Origin of the sequence: Microbacterium sp. NPDC091662, assembly GCF_044756705.1 — a bacterium.
Lineage (GTDB): Bacteria > Actinomycetota > Actinomycetes > Actinomycetales > Microbacteriaceae > Microbacterium.
In genome coordinates, this window is the sequence record NZ_JBIVTM010000001.1 from 870,140 (window position 1) to 890,477 (window position 20,338).

16 protein-coding genes and 1 tRNA gene are annotated in these 20,338 nt (G+C 63.8%); 9 read left to right on the forward strand and 8 right to left on the reverse strand.

Annotated features, from left to right (window positions below; translation table 11 throughout):
* Positions 1–19 precede the first annotated feature (19 nt).
* The gene (locus tag ACIQLD_RS04245; RefSeq protein ID WP_402605402.1) at positions 20–868 is read right to left on the reverse strand and encodes a DUF2993 domain-containing protein; all 849 of its coding nucleotides are present in this window, start codon (positions 866–868) and stop codon (positions 20–22) included.
* A 40-nt stretch (positions 869–908) separates the two neighbouring features.
* Positions 909–2,573 carry an arginine--tRNA ligase gene (gene argS, locus ACIQLD_RS04250; protein WP_402605404.1) on the reverse strand — a complete coding sequence of 555 codons (1,665 nt, stop codon included), beginning with the start codon at positions 2,571–2,573 and terminating at the stop codon, positions 909–911.
* 92 nt (positions 2,574–2,665) lie between these two features.
* Between argS and ACIQLD_RS04255 the strand changes: the two genes are divergently transcribed.
* Positions 2,666–3,481: an SGNH/GDSL hydrolase family protein gene (locus tag ACIQLD_RS04255; protein WP_402605407.1), complete on the forward strand. Its 816-nt coding sequence runs from the start codon at positions 2,666–2,668 to the stop codon at positions 3,479–3,481.
* 16 nt (positions 3,482–3,497) lie between these two features.
* Positions 3,498–3,570 (forward strand) — tRNA-Arg (locus tag ACIQLD_RS04260).
* 235 nt (positions 3,571–3,805) lie between these two features.
* Here the strand turns inward: ACIQLD_RS04260 and ACIQLD_RS04265 are convergent.
* The gene (locus tag ACIQLD_RS04265; protein WP_402605410.1) at positions 3,806–4,618 is read right to left on the reverse strand and encodes a hypothetical protein; all 813 of its coding nucleotides are present in this window, start codon (positions 4,616–4,618) and stop codon (positions 3,806–3,808) included.
* Here ACIQLD_RS04265 and ACIQLD_RS04270 point away from each other — a divergent pair.
* Positions 4,567–5,889, forward strand: a complete 1,323-nt coding sequence (locus ACIQLD_RS04270; protein WP_402605412.1) for a hypothetical protein — start codon at positions 4,567–4,569, stop codon at positions 5,887–5,889. The two genes, ACIQLD_RS04265 and ACIQLD_RS04270, sit on opposite strands and share 52 nt — an antisense overlap.
* Before the next feature lie 41 nt (positions 5,890–5,930).
* Here the strand turns inward: ACIQLD_RS04270 and ACIQLD_RS04275 are convergent, their stop codons facing one another.
* Positions 5,931–7,529 (reverse strand): DUF4041 domain-containing protein, encoded by a 1,599-nt coding sequence (locus ACIQLD_RS04275; RefSeq protein ID WP_402605415.1) that lies wholly within the window; start codon positions 7,527–7,529, stop codon positions 5,931–5,933.
* A 94-nt stretch (positions 7,530–7,623) separates the two neighbouring features.
* Here ACIQLD_RS04275 and ACIQLD_RS04280 point away from each other — a divergent pair, with 94 nt between their 5' ends.
* From ACIQLD_RS04280 to ACIQLD_RS04290, 3 genes are all read left to right on the forward strand, one after another.
* Positions 7,624–8,910 (forward strand): PIN-like domain-containing protein, encoded by a 1,287-nt coding sequence (locus ACIQLD_RS04280; RefSeq protein WP_402605417.1) that lies wholly within the window; start codon positions 7,624–7,626, stop codon positions 8,908–8,910.
* A gap of 248 nt (positions 8,911–9,158) precedes the next feature.
* On the forward strand, positions 9,159–9,596 hold the full coding sequence (locus ACIQLD_RS04285; protein ID WP_402605419.1) for a hypothetical protein: 438 nt from the start codon (positions 9,159–9,161) through the stop codon (positions 9,594–9,596).
* 113 nt (positions 9,597–9,709) lie between these two features.
* Positions 9,710–10,057, forward strand: a complete 348-nt coding sequence (locus tag ACIQLD_RS04290; protein ID WP_402605422.1) for a hypothetical protein — start codon at positions 9,710–9,712, stop codon at positions 10,055–10,057.
* 68 nt (positions 10,058–10,125) lie between these two features.
* On the opposite strand, the gene ACIQLD_RS04295 is transcribed toward ACIQLD_RS04290, so the two are convergent.
* Together ACIQLD_RS04295 and ACIQLD_RS04300 are read right to left on the reverse strand one after the other, a co-directional pair.
* Positions 10,126–11,505, reverse strand: a complete 1,380-nt coding sequence (locus ACIQLD_RS04295; protein ID WP_402605424.1) for a restriction endonuclease — start codon at positions 11,503–11,505, stop codon at positions 10,126–10,128.
* 206 nt (positions 11,506–11,711) lie between these two features.
* Entirely contained in the window at positions 11,712–12,611 is a 900-nt protein-coding gene (locus ACIQLD_RS04300; protein ID WP_402605427.1) for a TIR domain-containing protein, read from the reverse strand.
* Between the two features lie 446 nt (positions 12,612–13,057).
* On the opposite strand from ACIQLD_RS04300, the gene ACIQLD_RS04305 reads away from it, so the two are divergent.
* From ACIQLD_RS04305 to ACIQLD_RS04315, 3 genes are all read left to right on the forward strand, one after another.
* Entirely contained in the window at positions 13,058–14,995 is a 1,938-nt protein-coding gene (locus tag ACIQLD_RS04305) for an ATP-dependent nuclease (protein ID WP_402605429.1), read from the forward strand.
* A 5-nt stretch (positions 14,996–15,000) separates the two neighbouring features.
* The gene (locus ACIQLD_RS04310; protein WP_402605432.1) at positions 15,001–16,890 is read left to right on the forward strand and encodes a UvrD-helicase domain-containing protein; all 1,890 of its coding nucleotides are present in this window, start codon (positions 15,001–15,003) and stop codon (positions 16,888–16,890) included.
* Between the two features lie 183 nt (positions 16,891–17,073).
* Entirely contained in the window at positions 17,074–18,294 is a 1,221-nt protein-coding gene (locus ACIQLD_RS04315; protein ID WP_402605434.1) for an FRG domain-containing protein, read from the forward strand.
* 275 nt (positions 18,295–18,569) lie between these two features.
* On the opposite strand, the gene ACIQLD_RS04320 is transcribed toward ACIQLD_RS04315, so the two are convergent.
* Positions 18,570–19,673: a magnesium and cobalt transport protein CorA gene (locus tag ACIQLD_RS04320; protein ID WP_402605437.1), complete on the reverse strand. Its 1,104-nt coding sequence runs from the start codon at positions 19,671–19,673 to the stop codon at positions 18,570–18,572.
* A 49-nt stretch (positions 19,674–19,722) separates the two neighbouring features.
* The gene (locus tag ACIQLD_RS04325) at positions 19,723–20,337 is read right to left on the reverse strand and encodes a TetR family transcriptional regulator (protein ID WP_402605440.1); all 615 of its coding nucleotides are present in this window, start codon (positions 20,335–20,337) and stop codon (positions 19,723–19,725) included.
* Between the last annotated feature and the right edge of the window lies 1 nt (position 20,338).

The window sequence follows — 20,338 nt, forward strand, 5'->3', positions numbered from 1 at the left end:
CCCGCGGCTCCCCTCGGGGTCAGCTCGGGCAGACGCCCTTGTCCTGCAGCGTCGCGTCGGTGACGATCGCCCCGTTCACATCGATATCGATCACGGCCGCTCCGTCGACCACCTCGAGTCCGGTGAGGGTGAGGCCCGCGGGCAACTGATCGGCGATGCACACCCGTTGCGGCTGGGTCAGGCCTTCGCCGAGGGAGCCGAGAGTCGACGCGACCCGGTCGAGATCGATGTCGAGGCCGCCGATGCTCGCGGCGACCGGTGTCAGCTCGAGGTCGCCGTCGACCGTCCCGGGCGTGAGCGTCAGCGACAGCGGAACCGCGGCCCCGAGCACGCTGATCGACCCGCTCACCGTGGCGTTCGGGGCGGCGAACTCCACGGAGTCGACGGGCAGGTCGGTACCGGCGAGCAGCGCCGTGAACTGGTCCTGGTCGATGCGGATGGTCCCCGAGGCACCGCCGAGGTCGCCACCGCGCAGCGGGACGTCCGTCGCGGTCACATCGGCAGCGCCGGTGATCCCCTCGAGCGTGACCGAATCCGTCGACAGGCGCAGAGTGTCGAGCGTGCCGCCGATCAACTGCGGCAGCAGGAGCCCCTGGGTCTCGACGTCGAGCTGCTGGTCGGCGGGAAGATCGAGCTGTTCCACGACGATCGACCGCACGACCCCGGGAAGCACGGCCCGCGCGATGAACTCCGCTGCGACCACGAGCAGCGCGAGGACCACGACGACGATCAGCAGCACCCACGGCCAACGTGGCCGCGTGCGCGACGCAGCAACTGTCTCCTGATCAGGAGCGGAGCCCGGGATGACGAGCGTCGGATGCTCCGCTGCGGCGTCCGGGTACGGCAGGGTGTGGTTGTCGTCGCTCATGCCTGCCATCCTGCCGTACCGGAAAGAACGCCCGGGCGCACTACATGCGCTCTGGAGCGGAGACGCCGAGGAGGTCGAGACCGTTGCGCAGCACCTGCCCGGTGGCATCGTTGAGCCACAGCCGGGTGCGGTGCACGGCCTCGATCGGGTCATCGCTCAGCGGGATCACGCGGCAGTTGTCGTACCAACGGTGGTACAGACCGGCGAGCTCCTCGAGGTACCGGGCGACACGGTGCGGTTCGCGCACCTCGGCGGCGAACGCCACGATGCGCGGGAACTCCTGCAGCGCACCGAGCAGCGCCGCCTCGGTCTCGTGCGTGAGCGTCTCCGGAGCGAACTCCGAGAGGTCCACCCCCGAGTCGATGGAGTTTCGATGCATGCTGTGCGTGCGCGCATGCGCGTACTGCACGTAGTGGACCGGGTTGTCGTTCGTCCGCTTCTGCAGCAGCTCGGGGTCGAGATCGAGCGGGGAGTCGGCGGGTGAACGCTCCAGCGAGTAGCGCAGCGCATCGGTGCCGAGCCAGTCGAGCAGATCGTCCATCTCGATGATGTTTCCCGCGCGCTTGCTGAGACGGGCGCCGTTGATCGACACCATCTGGCCGATCAGCACCTCGACGTTCTTCTCGGGGTCCTCTCCCGCCGCGCCGGCGACCGCCTTGAGGCGGTGCACGTAGCCGTGGTGGTCGGCGCCGAGCAGGTAGATCTTGTTCTGGAAGCCGCGGTCGCCCTTGTTCAGGTAGTAGGCCGCGTCGGCCGCGAAGTACGTGTATTCGCCGTTCGAGCGGCGGATGACGCGATCCTTGTCGTCGCCGAAGTCTGTCGTGCGCACCCACACCGCGCCCTCGTCGTCGAACACGTGGCCCTGCTCGCGCAGACGGTCGACGGCCTGATCGATCAGGCTCGTGCCCGAGGCGTCCTTCGCGTGCAGGGTGCGTTCCGAGAACCAGACGTCGAACGGCACGTTGAAGCGGTCCAGCGAGCTCTTGATCTCGGCGAGCTGGAATTCGTAGGCGAGTTCCATCGCGACCGCCGACTGCTCCGCGTCCGGCAGCTGCAGCAGGTCGGGGCGCGCTTCGAGCACGCGCTCTGCCAGCGTCGTGATGTACGCGCCGGGGTAACCGCCCTCGGGGGTGGGCTCGCCCTTCGCCGCCGCGAGCACCGAGACGGCGAACCGCTCCATCTGCGCACCGGCGTCGTTGATGTAGTACTCGCGGACCGCGTTCGCGCCGCTCGCGAGGAGCAGACGCACGATCGAGTCGCCGAGAGCCGCCCAGCGCGTGTGGGCGATGTGCAGCGGACCGGTCGGGTTCGCGGAGACGAACTCGACGTTCACGCTCACTCCCACCTGCGACGTGTTCGTGCCGTAGGCGGCGCCGGCCTCGACGATGACCTTCGCCAGCGCGCCCGCAGCGGCTGCGTCGAGACGGATGTTGATGAACCCTGGGCCGGCGACCTCGGCGCTGGCGATGCCGTCGACATCGGCGAGACCGTCGACGATCTGCTGCGCGAGCTCGCGAGGGTTCGTGCCGAACGGCTTGGCCAGGCGCATGGCGATGTTCGAGGACCAGTCGCCGTGGTCGCGGTTGCGGGGACGCTCGAGCACGATGTCGGAAGCGGAGAGCTCCAGCGGCTCGCCGGGACGTCGTTCCTCGGCGATCGGTGCGAGGACGGCGAGGAGGGCTGCGGCGAGGGTTTCGGGATTCATAGCATCCTCAGTTTACGGGCCCGGACCGCCGCGGCCGACGGCGTGGGGCGCGACGAATTTGCGTTCGGCCTCCGGTGATCTACTCTCATGCCATGAAGCCGCCCGCCACCCGTCGCCGAGTGGGCGCTGCCGGTATCGCCGCCGGCCTACTCCTCGCCGTCGCGGCAGTGGTCCTCGGCGTGTGGCGGCCATGGATCCCCGCGCCCTCCACGACGCCGATCAGCGCCCCCGCCGATGCGGTGTCCGGAGCCTCGGCCACCATCGCGCCGGCGCCGCTCGTCCTGCCGGAGCATCCCACCGTACTGGTGTTCGGCGACTCCTGGACCTACGGATCGGCGGCTACCGTCCCGACCCTCGGCTACGCCTACCTCCTGGCGGACCTCCTCGGCGGCGAAACCGTCGTGAACGGCGTCCGCGGCAGCGGCTATCTGAAGCCCGGGATCGACGGTCCCACCTTCGGCGAGCGGATCGCCGCTCTCGACGCATCCCTCTCACCGGATCTCGTCATCATCCAGGGGTCCATCAACGATCGCGCGCAGGGCGTGACCGGCTACCGCGAGGCCGTGAACGCCGCGTGGGACGCGATGGCCGCCACGTATCCCGACGCTACGATCGTGGTGCTCGGTCCGGCACCGCACGAGCTCCCGGTCGGGGCCGCGACCGCACGCATCGACACCGATCTCTCCGAACTCGCCGCCGCGCGTGGCTGGTGGTACATCTCCCCCATCGCCCAGGAATGGATCACCCCGCAGAACTACCTCGACGTGATCGACGTGGAGGTGGGGCGCAAGCATCCCTCCACCGACGGCCACCGATATCTGGCCGAGAAGCTCGCCGCAGCGCTGGACGAACTGCGCGCCGCGCCGGTCACGGTGGCCGGTGGGTCGGAGACCACCCCCGACGAGTGATATTGTCGACCGGTACGCCTCCGTAGCTCAGTGGATAGAGCGCCGGTTTCCGGTACCGTAGGTCGCAGGTTCGACTCCTGTCGGGGGCACACAGGGTTGTACGCGGATGGTATGTGAATACGTACGCGTAACCCCCGAGTACGAGAAAAGCCGCCTGGTTTCAGGCGGCTTTTCTCGTTGGAAGCACTTCTCGCTGGCGGTTCGCCGTCCGCGAAGACCGGCGTCGGCGCAGAAACAACTCGAAGGCCGGCGCCGCAGCCACTTCTGGGCATGCTGGCGCCGACCTTCGAGCCGGTGACGTGAGTGATTCTGACCTGCGGCGAGTTACGTGCGGACGGGGTTTCGTCGCGCTCGGCCGCGGTTGTGTGTGACGCGCTGCAAGGCCGTGGTCCGACGCGGCTTGCGCTGCTTCGCGCGCGGCGCCTCGATGCCGGCTTCGTAGTCGTCGCCGTCCTCGGTCTTCTGGGCAGCGAAGTCGATGATCTTGTCGAGGTTCGCCGCGACGACGGTCATCGTGGCCAGGAAGTACTGTGCCACTGAGCCGCGCAGGCGCCGACGGGAGCCGTCCTCGAGCGCGTGAGTGCCGCCGTCTTTGAGGTAGGCGTTGAAGGACTCCACGCTGTTGCGCCCGTGGCCGTACATCTCGCGCCACTCCTTTGAGCCGTATTGGTACTCCTGGGCGAACTTGCCTCCCGCTTCTGCGGGGAAGGTCGTGCTCGTCTTGTTATCGCAGACCTTCGCGGGTCCTTCGACCGGTCGTCTGATGATGGTCAGCGGAACCTTACCGGATGCCAGGTTGGTGGGCTTACGTGGGCAGGCAGCAGTGGGTGAGTTGCCGGCGGCGGGGCACATCCAGGGTGTGCGGCCCTTAGCGTCCGGCAGCTCCTTGCGGCTGAAGAGATAGGGCGCGCGTGCCTCGACGTCGCTCTGCCATTGCTCCAGACGAGACTGAGCACGTGCTGCGCGCTGAGACTTCGTCAGTGAGCGGTTCTTGTCGTCGGCGTCCTCGCCCTCGCGGTAGCGCTTGCTCGCGTCGATGAGCATCTGTGGCATGGAGGCGCAGTACCAGTTGCCGTCGACCATGATTGCGCCGGCATAGCTGTCCTGGTAGCCGAGGAACGTCTTGTGGTAATCCATCTGCCCTCGCCCGCCCCGGCGACCTCCGATCTGAAGTGACCAGAATGTCGGACCGACTCCATGGCCGCAGCGAATATTGGGGCACCTCATTCGCGATGGAGCCTGACGGCTCCTACCTCGAAACATACTTCCCCAAGCGCCCAGACGCCCTCGACCGTGAACCGCTAGGCGCGAACTTCACTCTGCAGTTCACCCCAGATGACAGTCCTCTCAAGGCCCGGTGGGAGTCGGCCATGAAGTTCGGCACTATCGACACCGTCGTGCTTCCCACCCATGTCATCAGGTCCTTCGAGAAAACCGGTCCGGATTGGTTTAGCGAAGTCCTCGACGAGGTCGAAGTTCACTTCGGACCCGCGGACGAAACGCACGAGCCGCGATCCATTCGCGTCGAGGCACGGGACGAGTCGGGTCAGGTGCTCGCCGCGGTGCGAGGGAAGACCACCGCGCTCGCCCACGGCTACGGTGGCTACACCTTCGATGCCGACCTCGAGGGCGGGATCACACAACGATGGACCCTCCCTCTCGACCGAAGCGAAAGTGGCGCCATCACATTCAGCACCGACTTCGTCGGGTTCCGAGCGCGGGAGATACGGCGAGCGCTGCGCTTCATCGACAAGACCCATCAAGCACCCATCATCGCTCTCACTTTCGACGGCATGCTTCCGATTCTCTTGAACTTCGACGGCCCGGAAGCGACCTCCCCGGATGGCAACCTCACGACCTTCATCGACGACGTGTGCGCGCTGGAGGACTACTTCGAAGTAGACCTGCGACTGCCCTCGAACATCGACAGCACCGATCTGATCTGGGCGCGAATCATGCGCATGCTCGTCGAAGGCAGGGCAACCGCACACCCACACAACGGCACCTTCGGCGGGATCCTCGATGGTACCTCCGACCCAGGGATCGAAGGTCTACTCGCCGGGGACCGTGCCGCGGTCATTCGGCAGAGCGGATTCGGCATCGAGTTCTTCGGTGAAGTCCTCGAGATCGACGGTTTGGCCTACTACACGCACCACGCACTGGTCGACGACGCCGAATCTCTCCGACAAGCCTTCATCGACCAGACTGCGGAAGGGAAGACGCTCACCATCCGTCCTGCAGACGGGCTCCCCTGGGTCATCTATTCTCCGACACATATCGAACGCGCAGGCAACACGACGGTCCTCGCCCAGCCATGGGGAATCACAGGCCTTCCCGAGCACTCTGGATTCGCGCGACTTCCCAACCACGTGCGCAACGAGGAGAGTGCTGGGCCCCAGTCGCCCTGACCGTCTGAGGACACCGCGGGGAGTCGTCGATGGATACGCCTCTAGTTGCCCTGCAGGGCGCGCGTTGCCAGGTATTCCTCGGCCGCAGGCTCGAGCTTGAAGTCGAGGAGTTCCACGGAGTGTGCCTTCAGCACCTCACGTACCTCGGTCGGGGTGGTGCGGAAGTACTCGCGGCGCAGGTTGATCTGGTTGATGCGTCGGTCGGCGAAATGCTGGTGGAGCATCGCTTCGATGCTGACGGCGTCGTCGGCGAAGAACAGGGCGTGAACGTCGAAGCGGAACGGCACGGACGCGTCGCCGAGCTCGTTGACGCGGTCCATGGGCTCGAGTCGGCGGGTCAGGCCGATCTTCACGACGTCGGGTCCGAAGGATCCGACGTTGCTGATGACGTACACGTACCCGGCGCGGATGTTCGCGGCGCGGTAGTCGACGTTCTCGATGGCGTGTTCGACATCGGCTAGACGCGCTCGCATGCGCTCGGCGCCTTCGTGGTCGCCGTTGGCTTCGAGCGCAGCGATGGTGTTGGCGTAGTGACCGCGCTCCTTCTCCAACCTGGCCTTCTCGGCGGCCAGCTCCTTCTCCGCCTTGCGCTGCTCACGGAGCTCTTCGCGATGAGCCCGCTCGGCTTCTTTCTCCTCCTGAACAGCACGGAGGTGTCGGTTGGCGAGTTCAAGCTCACGCAGTCGGAGCTGATGGAAGTACAACGTGATGCGCAGGTCGATCATGGTGCCGAGACGAGCGATCTGCTCCATCGCGGTCGTGAGGCGCTTCTGAGCCGTGGCCAGGTTGCCGGCACGGACCGCCTTGACGCAGTTCTCGGCCTCGGCGTTGTAGGAGCGAAGCATGAGCTTCGACATATCGCGAACGAACTTCGCGCCCTTGGCCGAGCTGTTGTTGAACGTGAAGTTGCTCGTCGCCTGCGTCGCACCACCAGTGCGGACAGCCGTCTTGATGTCTGCACGCAGCGCTTCAAGCTGGGTGGCCAGGGCGACAGAGTCCTCGGCGGGATGCTCGTAGTCGTAGAGCCCAAGTTCCTGCACCTCGACGGCACCGCGCAGGTCAAGGAGTGAAGCCTCCGTCGCCGCGATGTCGGCCTGACGAGACGACAGCTCCGCCGCAGCGGCAGCTACCTGCCCCCGCACGCCATCGACTTCCCGGTTCAAGTGACGCTTCAGGTCATCGAGGGCGGCCACGTCCTGGAGCCCGTACTGATCGACGAGTCCTTGAAGTCGCGCGACCTCGGAGCGCAGCTTCTCGGCGTGCTTGCGTGCGCCGACCAGCGGAATGTTCTCAAGGACCAACGCGTTCTGGGTGCTCGGGCTCGAAGGGATGGGTGCGACCACAGCTCGGCCTGTAGCCGCGCTCGGATCCACGCGCGAGGCGACCGCGGTCTGTGCCGCAAGTGCGCGAGCCTCGGCACGGCTCAGGACTACCGGAGCGACAGACTGAATACCGGCGTTGAAGACGTGTTCCGTCCAATTGGCGCCGTCCCAGTATCTTTGCTCAAACCGTCCGGATGGATCTGAATGCCAGCCCGGTTGCACAGTTTCGCTAGTCACTCGCTCAACGTAGCGCAGAGGTCGACCTCTCGTGGTCCGCTGAGGCGGCGCTCGATTCCTCCCAGCGAGCGGGACCGTCATATCTCCATGAGCTTGATGTTGTCTCCACGCCACCCGCTATGTTGATGTCGTGCGAGATGCTTTCCGGGCTTACTACCCACCAACGACCACCGAGATGGCTGAGCTGTGGGCGGATGGGCTGCTCATCTTGGACACCAACGCGTTACTCAACCTGTTTCGCTATTCCCAGCGGGCTCGCGAAGACTTCTTGAAAGTGCTCACCGCGAAGGCAGGCGACCTTTGGCTCCCTCACCAGGTGGGAATGGAGTTCCATCGGCGCCGAATTGAGATCATCAACGAACAGGGTTCAGCGTTCGGAGAGATCGAGAAGGCGCTAGACAAGGCCCGCGGCCAGGTCGACAACGCGTTCAACACCTACAAGCGACACCCCTCCCTGGATATCAGCCCACTGCAGGCGGAGTTCGAAACCGCCGTCAAGGCAGTCATCGGGAAACTGCACACGGCACGCGAAGAGCACCGCGCGAGCATGGTGGCGCGCAACACGAATGAGAAGATTTTCGCTCAAATCACCGACCTGTACGACGGCCGAGTCGGCCCGGCATTCACTGACGACGAGCTCGCGACAGTCCATAAGGAGGGCGAAGCCCGTTACGAGAAGCAGATCCCACCGGGCTACAAGGACGCCAACAAGGGCGAACCGGGGAAGTATGGGGATCTCGTCCTGTGGAAACAGGCTCTTTCGCACGTTGGCAAAGTGAAGAGGTCTGCGATCTTCGTCACGAACGACCAGAAAGAAGACTGGTGGTACATCGTCGACTCTGAGCGTCACGGTGGGCGCCCCGAGCTCATCGAGGAGTACTACGCAGCATCCGGGCAGCGCGTTCATTTCATGACTACTGACCGATTTCTGGACTTCGCAACGACCCAAGTCACTGACATCAGCACTGAGTCCGTTACCGAGCTGGAGTCCATCGCGCGCGAGTCCGCCAAGAGCGAGAAGGCGCGAGAGGCCCGTGACGCAACTCTTACGGCGGCTGAATGGGTGTGGCGGGCGAGACACCCGCAGCTCGAGAGTGTGTCGGCGGGCACAGTATCCCCTGGCAACGAGACAATAGCTCAGGCAACGAGCGTTCTCGCCAAGGTGAGCCAGATGATCTCGGCGCTGAACGAAGAGATCAAGCAAGTTCACTCGCGGATAATGCACGAAGGCCCGTCACCCGAGCTGGAAGAGCTGGTCGCGCAGCTTGACAATCAGATGGCAGCCGCACGTCGGCTTGAACGCTATGCTGACCGCGAGCTGGACAGGGCTATCGAGGAGGCGCGTGCTGACGGCTCGATCCGGTTGCAACGTCGGTCGGCCCCGCCTGCAACCGAACGGACTACTCAAGAGTCCTTCCTGGACTACTTGCACCGGCAGGCGGAACCCCCATCCGAGGCCTGACGACCTTGCACGACGCGGCGGCCTGAGATCGCCCTCCAGATTCCTGGCGGGCGTGACGCCCCTCGCGCGGTGAGCCAGTAGCGCCACGCGCTACGGAGTCGATGGCGGCAAGGCGTAGCTCCTTGGCGAACGTCAGCTGCATCCACCGCGCGATTACCGGATATACGCCTTCTCCATCCTCTCGACACGCAACTGAGGCTGCTGACGCCGTTCGATGCTCGGAGGCGTTGCGCCGATATGGTCGAGCCATGGCGCATCCCCCGTGGCCTGAGCGAGGCCTAATCCGCGTTCCGGTCACTGAGCCCGACGAACTCGATGCGTCGCGCGTCTTAACCGACCGGCTGCGTCAAATCGACTCGATCCTTGCGCGCTACGCGACCATCGCTCAACTTCGAGCGAAGCCCACCTCGGAGCTCGGTGACGACGACCGACGCACGAGCTGGCTCCACCTGAGCCACTTCGTCGCGTCGTGCATGTCGATGGCCACCGACAACCTGGCCGCCACCAAGCAGCTGCTCCTTCCAGACGGAGCACAGCTCGAGCACCGCGTCACCGCGCACTTCCCTCTACTGCGTGCCGCTCTCGAGTCCGCCTCCACGGCGTTATGGCTGCTCCGACCCGACATTCAACGCGACCGCATCATCCGGCTCCTCCAGCTCCGCACAACCGACATCGACTACGACTGACCCTCATCAAGGCCGCGGCGAAGCTCGCTGACCTGAGCACGCCCCAAGGAAGGTCAGCCTCGCAAGCCGCGATCCGCGGCGGAGTTGCTCGCCGGAAGCGCCACCTGCACCAGATGGCGAAGATCGCCGAAACTGAAGGCATCAGCGTCGACGACTACGTCGGCGGCGCGCCCGGGCACAGTCTCATTGTCGAGCAAGCGACCGACCACCCGGACCTGAACGGCAAGTATGCCTCCGCCGTCTGGCGACTCATTTCCGGCCTCACCCATCCCTCCCCCCTGCGCATGATGAGCACGAGCAAGCACGGCGACACCGTCGACAACGAGGACGGCACCCTCTATGTCGTCGCATCTATGAACCTCGCACACACGACAAACGCACTCCTCGCCTCGATGATGACGTACCGGCATGCCACCGAGACCCTCGCTGCTCGTGTCGCACGTATCCACAGCAAGCGCTGACCAACCCGTCTATCGCCAGCCACTGCTGACTGACTACCTACTCTTCTCGCGCCAGCTGATCCTCGCAGTCAGTCCTTTTCAGGCTTCAGGCCCTTACCGAAAACGCGCATGGCCCCCTCATTCAGCAACCAGTCCGAGAGACTCTGGCGTCGGTCGAGCAACCCACGAATGTCCTCGAGAGTGATGGCGTAGATGAGGCCGATGTCTTTGGTCTGAGCAGTCTTCAGACGGTCGACTGCGGTTCCGTAGAACCCTTGGGTAGACACGAAGACCCCAACCCGAACAGTCGACCGACGGTCGTCGATCTTTGACTCAAACACGCGAAGCTCTTCGACACCGACCGGGCTGGACCAGTTCTTGCACTCAACAAACCAGTACGGACTCTTCTGCGCTAGCCAGAACGGGTCAGGCAGGTTGCTCCGCAAAACTAGGTCTATCTCTTCTTCCTCGGTGCGGAAGTTCTTCTCCGCCACGAGTAGGTCTGGCCCCTCCGCGTTGAACAACGCTTCTACAAGGCGCTCGAGCGCATCGCCTCGCTGCTTGTTCGTGCTCGCCGATCTATCAGCGTTCAGAGCCTCGAGGTGGTCGAGGGCCGCAATGCCCTGACCGAACCAGTACTGAGGACCCAGGCGTCCTTCGTAGTCGGCCAGTACACCGAACAGGACTCCGAGGTTGCGTGCGTAGTCAGCCACGGCCTCACCCGTACCCGACCACCAGTTGTCCACAAAGATCTGCGCGGACGCCCTGTCGACGATGTCGAACTCATCCATGCCACCGCTAAGCGAATAGCTGACAGGAGCATCGTCGGGCAGATGAGTCAGAAAAACGGTCATGAGGATCGGCCAGGCCACGAGCCGAGCTTCGCGGAACAGGCTTCCCAGAGTCTCGATGGCCCTCGCTGGCGGCAGAGGATCAAGCCCGGCCTTTTGGGCCGCGAAGATCACTTGAGAGATGTGCCCGGTAGATTGTTCGGGCATGCCGCCAAACTGGAACTGGTTCAGAAATAAGGGCTTGGTGACTGAATCATCCAACCAGGATGCCGCTAAGAGCTGTCCAAGCGCAGTCAGATCTTCGTGCGCGCTTGCCTTAGCTTCGTCCTCGACGCGCTGTTCTGCCTCACGCTTAACCTTCTTGAACGTCTTCTTGCTCTTAGCCGACAGAGATTCACCTATGTACATGCCGATGAGAAGACTTTCGGCGACCCCGCCATCTCGAACCGCTCTGTAAGCGGCGACGCAAGCGTTCCATCCCAAGCCCTGTTCGTCAAGCACCGTCAGCGCACGCCCGACGGAGGTCACGAGCTCGACGCTCTCGGGAGGTTCCGCGTTGCTACCACCTTCGATGACCACGTCGGACGAGTCGAACACGAACCGGGGAAGGTCACCGACCTGTTTTCGGTAGTCGATCAGCGTGCGGTCGGCGACGTCGAAGTATGTGTCAAACCCCATGTTGGGATGCTACTGGTCAGCGTGACTGCTCCCGCGCAATCCTCCATTGACCCGTCAGCACACACTCGACCGAGCAACTTCCCGGAAGCGGATTGGAGATGGTCGCGGCTTTCTCATGTGGTCCGTGAGGGTTCGATGAACGCGGAGTTGGGCAAGCTACGCAGACCGCGACTGCGAGCACGCTGGCGGAGGCGCCCGACCCTTTCCTAAGCTCCCCCGCCCGCGACGGCGAATGGGCCAGCAATTGGATCGGCGAGGTCGTACTCCCCAGTTCGGACTGCTGCGCCCGCGCGCGTGAGACGCCCCTTGAGGTCGAGTCGGCTCTCGTAAGCACCGTTGAGCTTCACCCAGTTGAACCCGTCAATATCCGAAATGACCCTTGTCGACGCACTCTTGACGAAGATGGTTCGCTCGCGACCAATCCCGAACGCGAGCCCAGCTTCAAGAAGCACGTTCTGTCTCGGCTGTCCGGTCGGAACGCGATCTGCGTCGCCCACATCGGAGTAGTCATCCTTCACTCGGGCGAGGTCATCAGGGGAGAAAATCACAACGATAGCGGCGGCGCCGTCCATCCCCGCCCGCACAATGTCGTAAGTGTGAGGCTGAGTCTGCCCCGTGAGTGCCACAGCTTCCGACCAGGTCAGCATGTGTAGCCCAAGATGTTGGAGGAACTGCCTCACCACTGCCACTGGCCGTAGGTCGCGACCGTGGACCACGAAGACCTTCGTCGAGTCCCGCATCACTGGACGCGCTAGCTCGGGAGGTGACGATGTTGCGGACGGCCATGACATATCGCTCGTCGAGTCCACGGAGTCCGGCCGCGCAGCGGGCTCACGTTCCACTCGCTCGAGGGCATCAGCATCTCGACCGTCTGGGAGAGCGAAGCCGTTGTCCGTCATCTTGACCCCGCGGCGGTCAAGAACGTACTGCTTGAGGTTCAGATAGGACTCGCTCCTCAGGGTCGTATCTGCGTACGGGTTTTCTACGTAGAGGTAATTCAGCATCGAAATCACGAGAGCATCAGTGTCTGACTCACTGAACATGAAAGCGACGATCTGGTTCGCCCGTTCCCCTTTGTTGCCGACCGTGGCGAGGCGAAGAGACATCTCGAAAGTGTCGATTCCAGAGTGCGTCGTGTTTTCCGCGAGAGCAGCAGCGAAGTAGCGAGTGTCGGTTCGCAGGAAGAACGTAGATGGCACAGCTGAATCCTATGACGGGCGCCAAGAGCGACTGCGGCAGTTTCTGCCAGATGATCTATAGAGATGTTGACTAGGAGGCCTCCGCGCGAATCACCAGCACGTTCGTGGTGCATGTATTCTCGACGCCTTCGACGGCGCCCCGTACTCCCATCGCTCTCCGACAGCTGGATTGCTCACCCTAGGCTGAGAGGCCCTCCGCGCAGAAGGTAGGGCGATTGGACTCGCCATCCAGGGTCCTCACCCACCCTCGCTTGGCCTTGTTCGCGAGCGTTGACAGCTACGGTAGGTGTCGACGACGCCGTCGCATATTGGCATTTTGGGTAAGAGCGGCACTGAACGAGAAGGACCCGGCAATGTTCCTTGAACGACTGACGCTGCTCAACTTTCAGAGCTTCGGGCCGACACCAACATCTATCTCGTTCGACGAGAAACTCACGGCATTCCTCGGCGGCAACGCGACCGGTAAAACGGCTGCCAGCCAAGCGTTGCTGCGCCTTTTCAGTGTTGTTGCCGAGCAGCGCGCCATCCGGTTCTCCGACTTTCACGTTCCCGCCGATGAGGAGGAAGCACCGGCTTCACGCGAGATGCGCATCGAGGCGATCTTCGCGTTCCCCGAGCTGGACGACCCCGACTCGGATGCTGCGCAGACGGTACCGGAGTTCTTCCGACACATGACCGCCGACGACAACGGGCAACTGAAGCTGCGCATCGTGTTGGAGTCAACGTGGACAGATGAAGGCCCCGCATCCGGCACGATTCGCACCGAGCGGAAGATCGTCTACACATTCGACGATGATGTAGAAGGCCGTACTGCTCGCTTCGATGAAGCAGCACGCGAGAAGATTCAGGCCATCTACGTCCCCGCGACCCGAGATGGCGCGCGGGAGGTGACGGGCTTCCTCCGCGGCAGGCTCTGGAGGGCCAGCCAGTGGTCCGACACGTTCCGGAGCCACCTCACCACTGCGGCCGATGAGCTCTCCACGAAGTTCAAAGACGAGCTGGTGGTGAAATCCGTCACAGAAGCCATCACGACCAGGTGGCAGCAACTGCACCATCTGAAGTCGGATACAAACCCCACTTTCGAACCCATCAACCGTGAACTGCGAGTGATGGTCTCCAACGCGGAGATGCTGTTCGAACCGTCCCCCACCGGGCGTACCCGCTCGGCCGGGGAACTCAGCGACGGACAACGCTCGCTCCTGCATATCGCTCTGACCGCGGCGACTTTGGACATTGAACAGGAGATCGTGGGCGGCAAGCATCCGGACACGTTCGACCTCACACCGTCGTCGCTACCGGTACTCACGCTGCTCATCCTCGAAGAGCCGGAGAACAACCTCTCTCCCTTCTTCCTGTCCCGCGTCGTTCAGCAGCTGCTGAATGTCGCGGAGCGCGGCAGGTCCCAGACCATCATCTCGAGCCATTCGGCGAGCGTCGTGTCCCGGATCGAACCCGAGCAAATCCGCCACTTCCGCCTGCGTCGAAAGAAGCTGACGACAAAGGTGCAGGAAGTCCCCCTCCCCGCACCAAACACCGACGCGGGCAAGTATCTGCGTCAGGCGGTACGTTCCTACCCTGAGCTGTACTTCGCGCGATTCGTGGTCCTCGGCGAGGGAGAATCCGAGTCCGTCGTTCTCCCCATCCTCGCCGCAGCCCGCGGCATCCACATCGACCAGTCATTCGTCGCCGTCGTCCCACTGGGCGGGCGTCACACCAACTACTTCTGGCAGCTCCTCGACGGCCTTGGCATCCCTTACGCGACTCTCCTGGACCTCGACTTCGGTCGGGCAGGCGGTGGCGGAGATCGCCTGAAGGACGTGTGCAACGAGCTGGAGAAGATCGGCTACGACCCGTTCGATGAAGCACCCGGAGGGGCAACGTCAGTTGCTGACCTCAAGGGTCTCGACACCATCCAGAAGATCGCACCGTGGCTCACGCATCTCCGAAGGTACGGGGTCTATTTTTCTGCTCCCCTCGACCTGGACATGCGCCTGCTTATAGCGTTCCCGAAGGCCTACCGCGTCAAGGTCCCCGGAGGGCGCGGACCGATGTCAAAGACGATTCCGAAGTCTGCTGTCCTCGGCGCTGCGGACGTGCGCCCCGACGTCGCGTTGTGGGATGACCCGGCGCGCATCCCCGACCTTCGCTGGTATCGGTACCTGTTCCTGACCAACTCCAAGCCCAGCAGCCACCTTCGAGCGCTCGCTCGAGTCTCCGAAGTTGACCTCGCGGGACTTGGCGGAGGCCTCGGGAAGCTGCTTGACCGCATCGGCAAGGCGGTCGGCGACTGATGTTGGTGAGCGAGGACGACTGGGAACCCCTCGGCGAAGGCATCGACGATCTCGAAGAAGCGGCATGGGAGGCTCTGAAGGCAAGTTCTGCGTCCGTCGCGGCGGGGCCAGGCTCGGGCAAATCGGAGTTCCTTGCACAACGCGCAGGATTTCTGTTCCAGACCGGCCGTTGCCCATACCCGCAGGAGATCCTCGCGATCTCTTTCAAGAAGTCTGCGGCGTCGAACCTTCGAGACCGCGTGCAGAAGCGGTTGCCGGACTACGCACCCCGGTTCACCTCGATGACGTTCGACGCATTCACGAAGATGATTGTCGACCGGTTCTCCGCACTACTGCCGGCGCCGTGGACGCTCGACGAATACAAGATCAGCTACTCCAACAAGAAGGAGGTCGAGGCCTTCCTCGACGACATCGCCGGCTCCGCGCCGCCGCACCTCGTAGACGACATCCGAAGCATTCCCGCATTCGACTTCCTGGCCAGGCACGTCGGCGCAACTTCTCTCGATGACGATCTGCTGTCCCCGCAGACGGCGGAAGCCTACGCCGTGCACGCATGGTGGACGCAGAACTACATCGGACGCGCACGTGCGACCGTGGACTTCGTGATGCTGAACCGGCTCGCCGACCTCATCATCCGCTCGAGCCCGCAGCTGCGAACGGCACTGGCCGCGACATACCCGTTCGTGTTCGTGGACGAGTTTCAGGACACCACCTTCGCGCAATACTCGTTTCTCAAAGAGGTCTTCGCAAATTCCGGCACTCAGGTCACCGCCGTTGGCGACCGAAACCAACGCATCATGGGCTGGGCGGGTGCGCTTGACGACGCGTTCGCGGAGTTCGAGGTCGACTTCGCTGCCGAAACTTTCGTCCTGACAGCCAACTACCGCTCCTCGCCCGAGCTCGTTGAGCTACAGCACCGGTTCGCGAGGATCCTGAGCCCGACGGCGAGTAAGCAGACCTCTCACGTACTGAGCGAGACGGGGGACGCTCCCGCGCAGGTCTGGTCATTCACAGACGAGGACACCGAGGCCTCGAAGATCGGTGAATGGATTCGGGAGGACATGAACGACTCGGGTCGGACGGCATCCGACTACGCGATCCTCGCCCGCCAGCAGGTCGCCTTGATGGAGCCGCGATTCCGGACGGCGTTCGAAGAACACGACCTTCGTGTCCGCAACGATGACCTCCTCGTTGGCGAGATTCGGCTGCAAGACCTTCTCAGCGACGAGCTCACGGCCCTCCTCATCGACGTGATCCGGCTCGGAGCGTCCATCGGTGGTGAACCCGACGCCTGGATGAACGTGACCTCCACACTGGAAGCGCTGCCCGAGCAGACGCGGCATCGACGGGACTCGTGGGAGGACCGGTTGAGCGTGTTCCTCACCGACCTGCGAACGTGGTTCCGAGAGACGAACGAGCTGCTTCCTGCGACTACCGGCGCGATGGAACTCGCGGCAGCCGTTCTCGAACGAGTGACGAGCTTTATCAGTATGGAGGAACTCAGCGGCTCGCGGCGGTTCGCGGAGAACCGTGACGAGGTGACCACCAAGCTCACCGCCATCGGGATTCGTTTGGCCTCAGTGCTGGAGGAGACGTCGGCCTGGAACGAGGTGGCGGGCGCTTTCCGTCAGGACGACGCGGTGCCCCTCATGACCATCCATCGCAGCAAAGGTCTCGAGTATCACACGGTCTTCATCGTCGGTCTCGACGACAACCAGTGGTGGTCGCACGCCAACAACTCCATCGAATCCACGATGACCTTCTTCGTGGGTGTCTCCCGCGCTGCGGAACGCATCGTCTTCACCCATACGACCTATGGAGTCTCTCGCCGGAAGGTCCACGATCTGTACAACGAGCTCGAAGAGGCTGGCGTTCCGTTCCTGGAATTGGATTGAGGGCGAGATCCGCCAGTAGCCGCAGGCACTAGTAGCATGACGAACGTGCCAGATCCAGAGGACTCCGACGACATCGTCCTGCCGCCTGAGACGGAACAGCAGATCCGCCGCTTCGCGGAGCGAGCAGCTTCCCAGACGTACTCGGGCGACTCGGCTGAGATCCTCCGCAAGATCTCTCCGGCCATGGATGACCTCATGCACGGCATCCTTCAACGCCATCCACTTCGGGAACAGCTTGACGAGATGGGCGACCGAATCATTGCGAGCTCCCCGGCACTCGCCGAAGTACGCGAGCGCATGGATGAGGTGCTGCGCAGGAGCATCGCACCCGGCGGACAGTGGGCATCACTACTGGATTTCTCCGCCCGGGCCGCAGCCAACGCATCGTCCGATGAGAAGCTCTACCCGCCACCAGAATTGGACGGCGGGGAGAAGCCCGCAGGACCCGCGGCGCGGAAAGAGAACAGCCCTCGAGCGTTCTTCGGCAAGCACGCGGTGACCGTGCGCAGCATCGACCAGTTCCTGCATGTCATCGCGACGATACAGAGCAACTACAGTGGCCGGCGCCTCGTCTGGCGTGGACAACAGAATGCCGCATGGCCCGTGCAGAGTTCCCTGCACCGTCATCTCGTCGAGATGGAGGGCAGCGATGGATCCGAGGAGCACCTCGTCGATTACGAGCAACGTGCATTCGCCGTCGCATCCCAGTGGGGCATTCCGACGACACCTGCGATGAGCTTCCTGTCGCTTCTGCAGCACAACGGTGCGCCGACGCGTCTGCTGGACGTCAGCGTCGACCCGAACGTCGCCAGCTGGTTTGCTGTCGAGCCCGGCCCAAAGCTCGAGTCGAAGGCCGCACGCGTCGTCGTATGGGCCCTCAAGAAGTCAGCCCCTGACTTCCCGACGGAAGATGCAACGCCGTTCTGGCACGAATGGGATTCGGAAGACCTCCGCCGAAAGCTCGACTGGGGAACAGGCACCTCGATGTGGCCGTGGTTCCCGCCGGCGGCCGGGAACGACCGCATGCGGGCGCAGCGCGCGGGGTTCCTCATCGGGGCATCCAGCATCGTCACGACGCCTGTTGCGGACCTGTACTCCGAGTACTTCGGTGAGCAGTGGAACACCACAGAGATCGCCAACGCCACGTCATTCCTCGGCGTGCCGGTCCCCTACGACCGACGCCCGTCACAGCACGCCGCAATCCCCAAGGACCTTCGCCGCTTCGTGCCGTTCGTCACCATCCACATCCCCCCGAGCTTCAAGCCGATGCTTCGCTACTACCTGGAGGAGACGGCAGGGCTCTCAACGGCGACAATCTACCCGGACTTGATGGGCCTGGTGAAAGACCTCAAGTCGCCGACGATGGAGTATCGGGTGACGCATACGGGACCCCACTTCCCTTAGCATTCCGGCAACAACCACGCTAGGCGCATCGACCGGACCGGATTCGGGAGTCGTCGCCGCACAAGCATTACGGCGCTGGAGGATTACGACGGAGCTTGTGGAGGATCGACGTCCGCGAGCCAGGCCAATTCCCCCGGAATCACGCGGCAAAACACCTTCCGCGTACAACCCACACATTTTGTACGCGAGAGGTTCCTCCGCGTACGAGAAGAGCCGCCTGGGTTCAGGCGGCTTTTCTCATGCTTTCGCGGCTATCGCGGCCCAGACGGCGCGCTTCACATCCATTTCTGTCGCTTGAAGATGATGTACAGGACGAGCGCGAACGCAACCATGCCACCGACGGCCAGCGGATACCCGAACGCCCAGTGGAGTTCAGGCATGTTGTCGAAGTTCATGCCGTAGATCGCTCCGATCAGAGTGGGCGCGAACAGGATCGCCGCCCAGCCCGAGATCTTCTTCATGTCCTCGTTCTGCCGCTGTGCGACGAGAGTGGCGTTGACGGTGAGGATCTGTGAGAGGGACTCGCGCAGCTCGCTGACCTGCGTCTCCGCACGGCTCAGGTGGTCGGCGACGTCTTGGAGGTACGACTGCAGCGCCTCGGGGATGTCGAAGCGACGGAACCCTTTCCGGAGGGCCGCGAGCACCTCGGCGAGACCGGACGTCGCCTGCTGCAGGTCGATGACCTCCTGACTCAGGCGGTAGATGCGTTCGGTGACGGTCGCATCGCCGCTGAACACCTGGCGTTCGATCTGCTCGCGGTCTATGGCGAGACCTCGAAGAACCGGCGTGTAGCCGTCGACGACAGCGTCGAGGAGACGATAGACGATGGCTTCGGGGCCGTGGTGCAGCAGCTGCTCGTCATCGAGCAGGGTCCGGTCTCCACGATCGGCGGCGCCGGATGCGTCATCGGCGTCGAGACCGTCGATCCACCGCCCGTCCTGGCAGAGGACCGCCACAGCCTGCGGCCGTACGAGGATGTGGAACTCGGCGAAGTCGACGTCTTCCTTCGCGTCGATGTACCAGGCCGACCGAACGACCAGGAAGAGCGTCTCGCCGTAGCGTTCCAGCTTCGGACGCTGCCCGGCATGCAGGAGATCCTCGACCAGCAGCGGGTGCAGGTCCCAGGCGCTCGCCAGTTCGGCGATGTCCTCCGCCGTCGGCCTCGGGTACAGCAGGAGGGCCGTGCGGTGTTGGTCCTCATCGGTGAACGCCTGAGCGCCGTCCACCGTGGTGTCGCGGGGCGCCCGGACCAGGTGACCGTCGTCGACGTACCGTGTCCGCCGTGTCGTCCCCTCAGCGGGAATCGAAGTGCCGACCGTGCGACGTCGGAAGACTCCGCCGCGGCGACGACTCACCTCGTCGCCTGTGGGCTGTGTCATACCGGGTCCTCTCGCTCTGTTCGGAGTATGCCGCAGATCGCGGCAGGGTTCAGGAAAGCCGGGGTGCGAGCACTTCTTGAAGAGCCGGGCCGACCACCCGGACGAGATCGTCGACATCCGCATCCACGAGGGTGGGCACGCCGATGATGCGACGGGCGGTGACGATGCCGACGAGCATGGCCGACGCGAGCCCCGTGCGCAGCACGGCATCCGCGGCGCCACTGGCTCGCGTGCCTTCCCGGAGGCGGGACTGGATGAAGTCTCGAAGCTGGTCGTTGGCATGCTGATTCACGATGGCGCCACGGAGCATGGCCATGAGCGGTTCGGATTCGTCCTCCGGCCCTTCCCAGGCCTGCAGGTACGCGCGGACGACCCGTTCCCCCACGTGCTCGTCGGGGCCTTCGAAAGCTGTGTCGAACCGGTCGAGCGCGGATGCCGGCACCGCCATCACCGCGGCGAACAACTCGTCCTTGGAACGGAAGAACTGCATCACCTGAGAGGCATCGACGTCGGCGTCTGCCGCAACGCGACGGATCGTCGTCGCGGCGAATCCGTCGGCGGCGAACCGCGCCCTGGCGGCCTCAAGGATGGCGAGGCGCGTGTTGCCCGGGCCTGGTCGCCGCCCAGGACGTCGAGTATTGACCGGCTTCTCCTCTGTGCTCACC

Excerpts from the sequence above, each read along its gene's own strand:
- ACIQLD_RS04245 (WP_402605402.1), bottom strand. The coding sequence starts at position 868 with ATGAGCGACGACAACCACACCCTGCCGTACCCGGACGCCGCAGCGGAG.
- argS (WP_402605404.1), bottom strand. The coding sequence starts at position 2,573 with ATGAATCCCGAAACCCTCGCCGCAGCCCTCCTCGCCGTCCTCGCACCG.
- ACIQLD_RS04255 (WP_402605407.1), top strand. The coding sequence starts at position 2,666 with ATGAAGCCGCCCGCCACCCGTCGCCGAGTGGGCGCTGCCGGTATCGCC.
- ACIQLD_RS04265 (WP_402605410.1), bottom strand. The coding sequence starts at position 4,618 with ATGGATTACCACAAGACGTTCCTCGGCTACCAGGACAGCTATGCCGGC.
- ACIQLD_RS04275 (WP_402605415.1), bottom strand. The coding sequence starts at position 7,529 with ATGACGGTCCCGCTCGCTGGGAGGAATCGAGCGCCGCCTCAGCGGACC.
- ACIQLD_RS04280 (WP_402605417.1), top strand. The coding sequence starts at position 7,624 with ATGGCTGAGCTGTGGGCGGATGGGCTGCTCATCTTGGACACCAACGCG.
- ACIQLD_RS04285 (WP_402605419.1), top strand. The coding sequence starts at position 9,159 with ATGGCGCATCCCCCGTGGCCTGAGCGAGGCCTAATCCGCGTTCCGGTC.
- ACIQLD_RS04290 (WP_402605422.1), top strand. The coding sequence starts at position 9,710 with ATGGCGAAGATCGCCGAAACTGAAGGCATCAGCGTCGACGACTACGTC.
- ACIQLD_RS04295 (WP_402605424.1), bottom strand. The coding sequence starts at position 11,505 with ATGGGGTTTGACACATACTTCGACGTCGCCGACCGCACGCTGATCGAC.
- ACIQLD_RS04300 (WP_402605427.1), bottom strand. The coding sequence starts at position 12,611 with ATGTCTCTTCGCCTCGCCACGGTCGGCAACAAAGGGGAACGGGCGAAC.
- ACIQLD_RS04305 (WP_402605429.1), top strand. The coding sequence starts at position 13,058 with ATGTTCCTTGAACGACTGACGCTGCTCAACTTTCAGAGCTTCGGGCCG.
- ACIQLD_RS04315 (WP_402605434.1), top strand. The coding sequence starts at position 17,074 with ATGGATGACCTCATGCACGGCATCCTTCAACGCCATCCACTTCGGGAA.
- ACIQLD_RS04320 (WP_402605437.1), bottom strand. The coding sequence starts at position 19,673 with ATGACACAGCCCACAGGCGACGAGGTGAGTCGTCGCCGCGGCGGAGTC.